This window comes from Mesorhizobium sp. WSM4850, assembly GCF_055811735.1.
Genome location: NZ_JBVVPV010000031.1, coordinates 68205 through 77347 on the forward strand (window position 1 = coordinate 68205; position 9143 = coordinate 77347).

Annotated in this window: 6 protein-coding genes; 4 read left to right on the forward strand and 2 right to left on the reverse strand. The window is 64.2% G+C overall.

Translation table 11 applies throughout. The features are described 5' to 3' along the window. Positions 1–13: 13 nt before the first annotated feature. Positions 14–283, reverse strand: coding sequence for a CopG family ribbon-helix-helix protein (locus AC0L2Z_RS24500; protein WP_091590846.1), 270 nt, complete (start codon positions 281–283; stop codon positions 14–16). A 185-nt stretch (positions 284–468) separates the two neighbouring features. On the opposite strand from AC0L2Z_RS24500, the gene AC0L2Z_RS24505 reads away from it, so the two are divergent. From AC0L2Z_RS24505 to AC0L2Z_RS24520, 4 genes are all read left to right on the forward strand, one after another. Further along, entirely contained in the window at positions 469–1998 is a 1530-nt protein-coding gene (locus tag AC0L2Z_RS24505; RefSeq protein ID WP_473629543.1) for a Do family serine endopeptidase, read from the forward strand. A gap of 361 nt (positions 1999–2359) precedes the next feature. Then, entirely contained in the window at positions 2360–3034 is a 675-nt protein-coding gene (locus tag AC0L2Z_RS24510) for a response regulator transcription factor (RefSeq protein WP_023800810.1), read from the forward strand. Between the two features lies 1 nt (position 3035). Beyond that, entirely contained in the window at positions 3036–4505 is a 1470-nt protein-coding gene (locus AC0L2Z_RS24515; RefSeq protein WP_287064264.1) for a sensor histidine kinase, read from the forward strand. Continuing rightward, positions 4505–7459, forward strand: a complete 2955-nt coding sequence (locus AC0L2Z_RS24520; RefSeq protein ID WP_473629544.1) for a bifunctional [glutamine synthetase] adenylyltransferase/[glutamine synthetase]-adenylyl-L-tyrosine phosphorylase — start codon at positions 4505–4507, stop codon at positions 7457–7459. Before AC0L2Z_RS24515 ends, AC0L2Z_RS24520 begins: the two co-directional genes overlap by 1 nt. Before the next feature lie 59 nt (positions 7460–7518). Here AC0L2Z_RS24520 and AC0L2Z_RS24525 read toward each other — a convergent pair whose 3' ends face one another. After that, positions 7519–9036 carry a PAS domain-containing sensor histidine kinase gene (locus AC0L2Z_RS24525; RefSeq protein WP_473629546.1) on the reverse strand — a complete coding sequence of 506 codons (1518 nt, stop codon included), beginning with the start codon at positions 9034–9036 and terminating at the stop codon, positions 7519–7521. Between the last annotated feature and the right edge of the window lie 107 nt (positions 9037–9143).

Sequence of the window (9143 nt, forward strand, 5' to 3'; positions counted from 1 at the left end):
GTGACGAACCGCTTCAAGCCTTGTCTGCGCGCCTGGCTTCCGACGCTTCGATGATGGCGTCGATTTCCGCCATGGCTTCGTCGTGCGGCACGACACGGCCAGCTGCCGCATCGGCCATGCCGCGTTTGATGCCTTCGATGATCTCAAGCTCGCGATCGACATAGGCCGATATCGCCTCGGCCGCGAGGAAGGATTTGCTGCGCCGCGTGTCGGCGGCGATCCGCTCCAGCTTCAGCTTGGTTTCGGACGAAACCCGAATCGTCATGGTGGCGCTTGCGGTCATGGTGAAAGCCTTGTGCTGAACTGTGTACAACATAGGGCAACGGGAGGGGGCAACCAAAGGGTTGGTGCCTGCAAACATTACCAAAGTTTCATGCACTGGAAATGGCGCCGTAATGTGCGCGCCTCTATTTCTCTTGCCCGAGGATGCCGACCGAAGCGCATCCCTTGAAAGAGGATACGAGACCCATGAATATTGCCCCCAATTCAAATTCCCGCACCCGCAAACGCCTGATGGCTGCCGCCGCATCAGTGGCCATTGCCGGCGCGATCGGCTTCGGCGCGGTTGCCACCGGGACAGCCCCCGTCCTGGCCGAGGCCGTGCGTGTCGAGGCGCCTCAGGTCCCGAGCTTCGCCGACGTGGTCGAGCGCGTTTCGCCGGCGGTCGTCAGTGTCCGCGTCAAAGCCAAGATAGAATCGACCGCCGACGATGGTTCCGACCTGCCCGACGCCTTCGGCAATCTCCCCGACGATCCGCAATTGCGCCGCTTCTTCAGGGAGTTCCGTGGCTTTGGCGATCAGGATGGCCGGGATGGGATGCGACGTTTCGGACGTGGTGACCGCCAGCCGCGGCCGGTCGCTCAAGGGTCCGGCTTCTTCATCTCCGAGGATGGCTACCTCGTCACCAACAACCATGTCGTCGGAGAGGGCTCGTCCTTCACGGTGGTGATGCATGACGGCAAGGAGCTCGACGCCAAGCTGGTCGGCACAGATCCGCGCACCGATCTCGCAGTGCTCAAGGTCGAAGGCGACGGCAAGTTCACCTATGTCGACTTCGCCGACGATTCAAAGGTTCGCGTCGGCGACTGGGTCGTGGCCGTCGGCAATCCGTTCGGCCTCGGCGGCACGGTCACCGCCGGCATCGTCTCGGCCCGTGGTCGCGACATCGGCGCCGGTCCTTATGATGACTTCATCCAGATCGATGCCTCGGTGAACCGCGGCAATTCGGGTGGCCCGACCTTCAACCTCAATGGCCAGGTCGTCGGCATCAACACTGCGATCTTCTCGCCGTCCGGCGGCAGCGTCGGCATTGCCTTCGACATTCCCGCCTCGACCGCCAAACAGGTCGTTCAGGATCTGATGAAGGACGGCACCGTCCAGCGCGGCTGGCTTGGCGTCGAGATCCAGCCGGTCACCTCCGAAATCGCCGAATCGCTCGGGCTGAAGTCCGATAAGGGCGCTCTCGTTTCCAGCGCCCAGGACGATGGTCCCGGCAAGGAGGCCGGCATATCGGCTGGTGACGTCATCACTCAGGTGGACGGCAAGGACGTCGCGTCGCCGAAGGAACTCGCCCGTCTGATCGGCGCCTACCCGCCCGGCAAGCCGGTCGACGTCACGCTGTGGCGTGACGGCAAGAGTGAAACGGTCAAGGTCGACCTCGGCACGCTGCCTTCGAGTGACAAGCAGGCTTCGGCCGACCAGCAGCCTTCCGCTCCGCCAAAGGCCGATACGCTGGCCGACCTCGGTCTCACCGTCACCAGGTCCGACGATGGCAAAGGGCTTGTGGTGACCGATGTCGATCCCGACAGCGATGCCGCCGATCGCGGCATCCAGCCCGGCGATGTCATCACCTCGGTCAATTCGACGGAGGTCAATGGCACCGAGGACGTCGCCAAGGCCATGGCCGACGCGGTGAAGTCGGGCCGCAAGGCGGTGCTGATGCAGATCACCCGCGACGACAGCAACCGCTTCGTCGCGCTGCCTGTCGCCAAGGGCTGACGTTCCAGACTTTTCCGATGCGGCGGTTTCAAACACCCCGAACCGTCGCATGGGAAAGCACCGGGCTTGAATACGTTAGTCAGTCATCGTGTTCCGCCCCAGCGGCAGCGGGCGCCCATCGCCCGCTGCCGCTCGAACAACAGAGCAGTCGCCCAAAGTGTGAGGCGGTTTTGGGATGACGACATGCTCAAACAACAAAGCATGTCGCCCAAATCCGAGGATGCGGCGGCTCGACGCCAATAACGTTATAAAACAAATACTTACCGCTCCTTCTTGAATTATTTTGTTGGCGATGCACCTCGAGGCCATGATGTCTATGCCGGCCACTCATTCTTCCAGCGAAATCGCGTATAACGGTCCCATGAAGATTCTCGTCATAGAAGACGATCGCGAAGCGGCCGATTACCTCCAGAAAGCCTTTACCGAGGCCGGGCATACCGCCCATGTCGCCGGCGACGGCGAAACCGGCTTCGCGCTCGCTGACTCCGGCGACTATGACGTGATGGTGGTCGACCGCATGCTGCCGCGCCGCGACGGCCTGTCGGTCATCGCCGGTCTTAGATCCCGAGGCAAGACTACGCCAGTGCTGATCCTGTCGGCGCTCGGCGAAGTCGACGACCGGGTCACCGGCTTGCGCGCCGGCGGCGACGACTATCTGACCAAGCCCTATGCCTTTTCCGAGCTGCTGGCCCGGGTCGAGGTGCTGAACCGCCGCGCCAGCGCCAGGGAGGCCGAAACCGTTTACCGGGTCGGCGATCTCGAACTCGACAGGCTGTCGCATTCGGTGCGGCGCGCCGCCCGCGAGATTACGCTGCAGCCGCGCGAATTCCGCCTGCTGGAATATCTGATGCGCCATGCCGGCCAGGTGGTGACGCGCACCATGCTGCTGGAAAATGTCTGGGACTATCATTTCGATCCGCAGACCAACGTCATCGACGTTCACGTCTCGCGGCTGCGCGGCAAGATCGAGAAGGGCTTCGACAAGCCCATCCTGCACACAGTTCGTGGCGCCGGCTATATGCTCAAGAGCGGCTAGCATGGCCCTTTCCATGCCGGCCATCATGAAGACGACGGCAGCGCGGCTTTCGGCGCTCTATCTCCTGCTGTTCGCCATCTGTGCGGTGCTGCTCGTCTTCTACATGACCTCGCTGTCGGCGCGCATGCTGACCGGCCAGACGCAGGAGACCATCAACGACGAGGTGCTCGGCCTCGCCCGGGTCTATCAGCGCGGCGGCTTGCCGCTGCTGGTCCGGGTGGTCGAGCAGCGTTCCCGCCAGCCCGGCGCCAATCTCTATTTGATCGCCGATGCCAACGGCCAGATCCTGACCGGCAACGTGCAGAGCCTGGAACCCGGCGTTCTCGTGGCCGAGGGCTGGACGACGGAGCCGTTTTCCTACCGGCGCTTTGGCGAGGGCGAGCTCGAGCGGCAACGCAACCCGATCGCCGACCCGAACGAACCCAGCCAGAGCGAAGTCCAGGTCGAAGGCGAGAAGGGCCACAACGCCATTGCCTTGGTGCTGCGCCTGCCGAACCAGATGATCATGCTGGTCGGCCGCGATCTCGGCGAGCCTGAGCGGTTCCGCGCCGTCATCCGCCGCGCCTTGACGTTGGCGCTCGGCATGATGGCGCTTGGCGGAATTTTGATCTGGTTCTTCGTCGGCCGCGCGGCGCTGAAGCGCATCGACTCGGTGTCGCAGGCCAGTCGCCGCATCATGGGCGGCGACCTTTCCGGCCGGCTGCCGGTCACCGGCGCCGGCGACGAGTTCGATCGGCTCTCCGAAAATCTCAATTCCATGCTGGCCAGAATCGCCACGCTGAATGAAGGGCTGAAGCAGGTCTCCGACAACATCGCCCACGATCTGAAGACGCCGCTGACCAGGCTGCGCAACCGCGCCGAGGCGACGCTCTCCGGCAAGCACAACTCCGCCGCCTACCGGCAGGCGCTGGAAGCGACCATCGCCGAGTCCGACCATCTGATAAAGACCTTCAACGCCATCCTGATGATCTCAAGGCTGGAGGCGGGCTATTCCTCAGAAATCACCAGCCGGGTCGATCTGGCTGCTTCCGTGCGCGATGTCGTCGAGCTCTACGAGCCGGTGGCGGAGGAGGCGGGAGTGACACTCGAGACCTCTGTGCAGGACGGCTTCGCCGTTGAAGGCAATCGCGAGCTGATCGGCCAGGCGCTATCGAACATCGTCGACAACGCGATCAAATATTCGACCGACTCGACAGCCAAGCCGACCGTTCGCGTGGCGCTCGATCGCGTCGGCAGCGAAATCAGGCTTTCCGTCACCGACAACGGCCAGGGCATTCCCGACGATGCCGATCGCGCCAGGGCGACCGAGCGTTTCGTGCGGCTGGAGAAGAGCCGCTCGCAGCCGGGTTCCGGTCTCGGCCTCAGCCTCGCCAAGGCGATCATGACATTCCACAAAGGGCGGCTTGATCTCCTGCCCGCCAATCCTGGATTATCCGTCGTCATGAGTTTTCCCGAACGGGAGGATCGCTGATGGCGGTGAAGGCGGCTGCGGAACACACCAACTGGCTTCTGAAGCCGGCGGCAAGGCTCGTGCCTCTGGATCAGAACCGAGCCCGGCGGGAATTGTCGGAGATCGCTTCCGCAGCGCAGGAAGAGGGGCTTGCCGTGCTGGCGAAATTCCTGGCCGGCGAGGGCGCCGTCCAGTTTCTCGCGGCAGTCTTCGACCTGTCGCCGTTCCTGCGCGACACGGTGCGCCGCCGCCCGCAGATCCTGGATGCGCTTTTCGATGAGACCGTCGAGGCGCGGCTGGCGTCGATCGGCGCCGCCATCGGCAAGGCCGCGCGGGCGGAAGCCATCTCTGAAAACGGCCTGATGATGGAGTTGCGGCAATGGAAAGCGGAAGCGCATGTCCTGATCGCGCTGGCCGATCTTGCAGGCGAGGCCGAAACTGCAATCACAGTACGGCGGCTGAGCGATCTTGCCGACGGCTGCACCCGCGCTGCCGTCGACTTCCTGCTTCGCGACGCGCACCGACAAGGCAAGCTCAAACTGCCGGATCTCGAGGATCCGGCGCGCCGGTCGGGCTGGATCCTGCTCGGCATGGGCAAGCTTGGCGCGCATGAGCTGAACTTCTCCTCCGACATCGACCTCGTCGCATTCTTCGACCCGCAAGCGCCAGCAGTCCTCGATCCGCTCGATGCGACGGAGCTGTTTTCGCGTCTGACCCGCCGGCTGGTCCGCATGCTCCAGGACCGCACCGAACACGGCTATGTTTTCCGCACCGACCTCAGGCTTCGTCCCGACCCCGGTTCGACGCCGCTGGCGATCCCGGTCGAGGCGGCGCTGCGCTACTACGAGGCGCGGGGCCAGAACTGGGAGAGGGCCGCAATGATCAAGGCGCGTCCGGTGGCCGGCGATGTCGCCGCCGGCACTGCGTTCCTGAAGGAGCTCCAGCCCTACATCTGGCGCAAATACATGGACTATGCGGCGATCGCCGACGTCCATTCGATCAAGCGCCAGATCCATGCCCACAAGGGTCTTGGCGAGATCGCGGTGAAGGGCCACAACGTCAAGCTCGGCCGCGGCGGCATCCGCGAGATCGAGTTCTTCGTCCAGACCCAGCAGCTCATCGCCGGCGGCCGCTTCCCCGAACTGCGCGGCCGCGAGACGGTGCCGATGCTTGGCCAGCTTGCGGCACGCGGCTGGATCACTGCCGATGCGCGCGATACGCTCACAAGGCAGTACTGGCTCCTGCGCCGCGTCGAGCACGCCGTTCAGATGGTCGCCGACGAGCAGATCCACATACTGCCGGACGATGACGAAGGGCTCGAACGCATTGCCCGCCTGCTCGGTTTTGCCGATGCGGCGACCTTTGCCGAGGCGTTCCGCGCCGCACTCCATCAGGTCGAACGCCACTACGCAGCGCTTTTCGAGACCGCGCCCGAGCTTTCGGCGGGCATCGGCAATCTGGTCTTTACCGGCGATGTCGACGACCCCGATACGTTGCGGACCCTGCAGAGATTGGGATTCCAGCGGGCGAGCGACATCTGCCGCGTCATCCGCGGCTGGCATTTCGGCCGCTATCGCGTCACCCAGTCAGCCGAGGCGCGCGAGCGGTTGACCGAACTGACGCCGGCGCTGCTGCAATCCTTCGGCCAGACGCGCCGCGCGGACGAGGCGTTGATACGCTTCGACGAATTCCTTGCCGGTCTGCCCGCCGGCATTCAGCTGTTCTCGCTGCTCCACTCCAATCCGGCTCTGCTGAAGCTGTTGGCGACCATCATGGGCGCGGCGCCCCGGCTGGCCGCCATCATCACACGCCGGCCGCACGTGTTTGACGGCCTGCTTGATCCGGCGCTTTTGACCGAACTGCCGGACCGCGCCTATCTGTCCGGCCGTCTCGCCGCGTTCCTCGAAGGCGACAGGGCCTATGAGGACGTGCTCGACCGCTTGCGCATCTTTGCGTCCGAGCAAAAATTCCTGATCGGCGTCAGGCTGCTTGCCGGCTCGATCGATCCGGCGCGCGCCGGCCGTGCCTTTTCCGATCTGGCCGATCTCACCATCGACGCGGCGCTGCGGGCGGTCATCGCCGAGTTCGCGCTACGCCACGGTCGCATCGCCGGCGGCACGGTTGCGCTGCTCGGCATGGGCAAGCTCGGCAGCCGCGAATTGACGGCCGGCTCAGACGTCGACCTCATCCTGCTTTATGATCACGACGCCGATGCCGAAGAATCCGATGGCGACAAGCCGCTCGCCCCGTCGCACTATTACGCCAGGATGACGCAGCGGCTGATCGCAGCGGTGTCCGCGCCGACCGCCGAGGGCGTTCTCTACGAACTCGACCTTCGCTTGCGGCCGTCCGGCAACAAGGGGCCGGTGGCGACCCATGTCGATGCCTTCAAGAAGTACCAGCGCAAGGACGCCTGGACCTGGGAGCATATGGCGCTGTCAAGGGCCCGCGCGATCGGCGGCGATCAAGCGCTGTGCGCCGAGGTCGAGACCGAAGTGGCACGGGTGCTTGCCCTGCCGCGCGACAGCGCCAAGGTGATGGCCGAGGCGGCCGAGATGCGCGCGATGATCGAGAAGGAAAAACCGCCGCGCGATCTCTGGGACATCAAGCTGATCCCGGGTGGTCTCATCGATCTCGAATTCATCGCGCAGGTGGCGGTGATCACGGGAAAGGTCGAAGCCGGCCGCCGGGTCACCGGGACGGCGGACGTGCTGTCGAGGCTGGCGCCGGATTTCGCCGAGGCGCAGATCAGGCAGGAGCTTTGCGATGCCTATGCGCTCTATCTGGCGCTGACCCAGATGACGCGGCTCTGCCTCACCGGCGTATTCGAACGCGACGACGTTCCGCCGGGGCTTTCGGATCTGCTACTGGCGGTCACCGACCTGCCGGATTTCGGCGTGCTGGAAGCGCACCTCAAGGAGACGTCGCAAAATGTCAGGAAGGATTTTGGCTTTTTGCTTCATGCGAATGAGTAGTGAATGGTGAATGGAATTAGATATTCACTACTGACTACTGACTACTGACTATTCACTAGTCAGGCGGCGGCCCTGACCGGCTGCGTCGGCTTCCTGGTCGGAATGCGCACCGACACGATCGTGCCGGTGCCTTCGGTGGAGCGGATTTTCAAAGCGCCGCCCTGAAGCTCGGCCAACGAGCGTGAGATGGCAAGGCCAAGGCCGGAACCGGCATGGCTCTTGGAAAACTGGTTCTGCACCTGCTCGAACGGCCGCCCGAGCTTGCTCAGCGCCTCCTTCGGGATGCCGCAGCCATTGTCTTCGATCGTCAGCGCGAGAGCGCTGGAGGTGTTGCGGGCCCTTACCGCAATGCGGCCGCCCTGGCCGGTGAACTTCACCGCATTCGACAGCAGGTTGATGATGATCTGCTTGATCGCCCGGCGGTCGGCGAACAGCGTCAGCGAATCGGGGATGCGTGTTTCGACGGTGATCGACTTTTCCGCCGCCTGCAGCGAGATGACGCGCACCGTTTCGCGCATCAGCGGGCAGAGGTCGATTTCCTCCTGATCCATCGAGAACTGGCCGGCCTCGATCTTCGACATGTCGAGGATGTCGTTGATGACGCCCAGAAGATATTTGCCGCTGCCGTTGATGTCGGTGGCGTATTCCTCGTAGCGCGGCGAACCCAAGGGCCCGAACAGCGCCTGTTCCATCAGTTCGGAGAAGCCGATGATCGCGTTGAGCGGCGTGCGCAATTCATGCGACATGTTGGCCAGGAACTCGGATTTGGCCCGGTTCGCGGCCTCGGCGCGCTCGGTTTCCTTCATGTATTTGTGATTGAGCTCGACCAGTTCGCGCGACCGTTCTTCCTCTGCCCGGCGGGCAAGGCTGAGGTCATGGATCGTCGCCATCAGCCGGCGCTCGCTGTCGACCAGCTTCTCCTGGTGCAGCTTGATCTGGGTGATGTCGGAGCCGACCGACACGGTGCCGCCGTCCCTGGTCCGCAACTCGTTCACCTGCAGCCAGCGGCCATCGGCAAGCTGCCGCTCGAAGGTCACGCCGCCTTGCTGCCCGTTGGTGTTGGCAAGCCGGCGCTCCGAGGCGAAGGCAAGCATGCGATCTTCAAGAACGGCGCGCGAGGCGCCCGGCATCACGTCGCGATCCGACAGGCCGTTGTCCTGCTGGTACTTGGAATTGCACATGATCAGGCGCTGGGCCGAATCCCAGAGCACGAAGGATTCGTTGATGTTTTCGATGGCCGTTCGCAGGCGAAGATCCGCGGCTTCGGAGCGCAGCGCCAGGTGCCGCTGCTCAGTGACGTCGACGGCGATGCCGATCAACTGGATCTCCGGCGCTTCCGGGTCGATCACCTGCGCTCTTGCGCGCATCCACACCCATTGTCCGTCGGCGTGGCGCATCCGGAACACTTGGTCGATGTGGTCGATCTCTCGTGCGACGATCCTGTTGGCGAGTTGGAATAGGTCGCCGTCCTCGGGATGGATGATCCCGTCGACCTCGCCGAACGACAGCATCGTGTCGCAGGGCTCATAGCCCAGCATGTCGTACATCGAACGCGACCAGTACATCTTGCCGCGCACCATGTCCCAGTCCCACAGGCCGCAGCGGCCGGGGGGGGGGGGGGGGGGGGGGGGGGGGGGGGGGGGGGGGGGGGGGGGGGAGGGGGGGGGGGGGGGGGGGGGGGGGG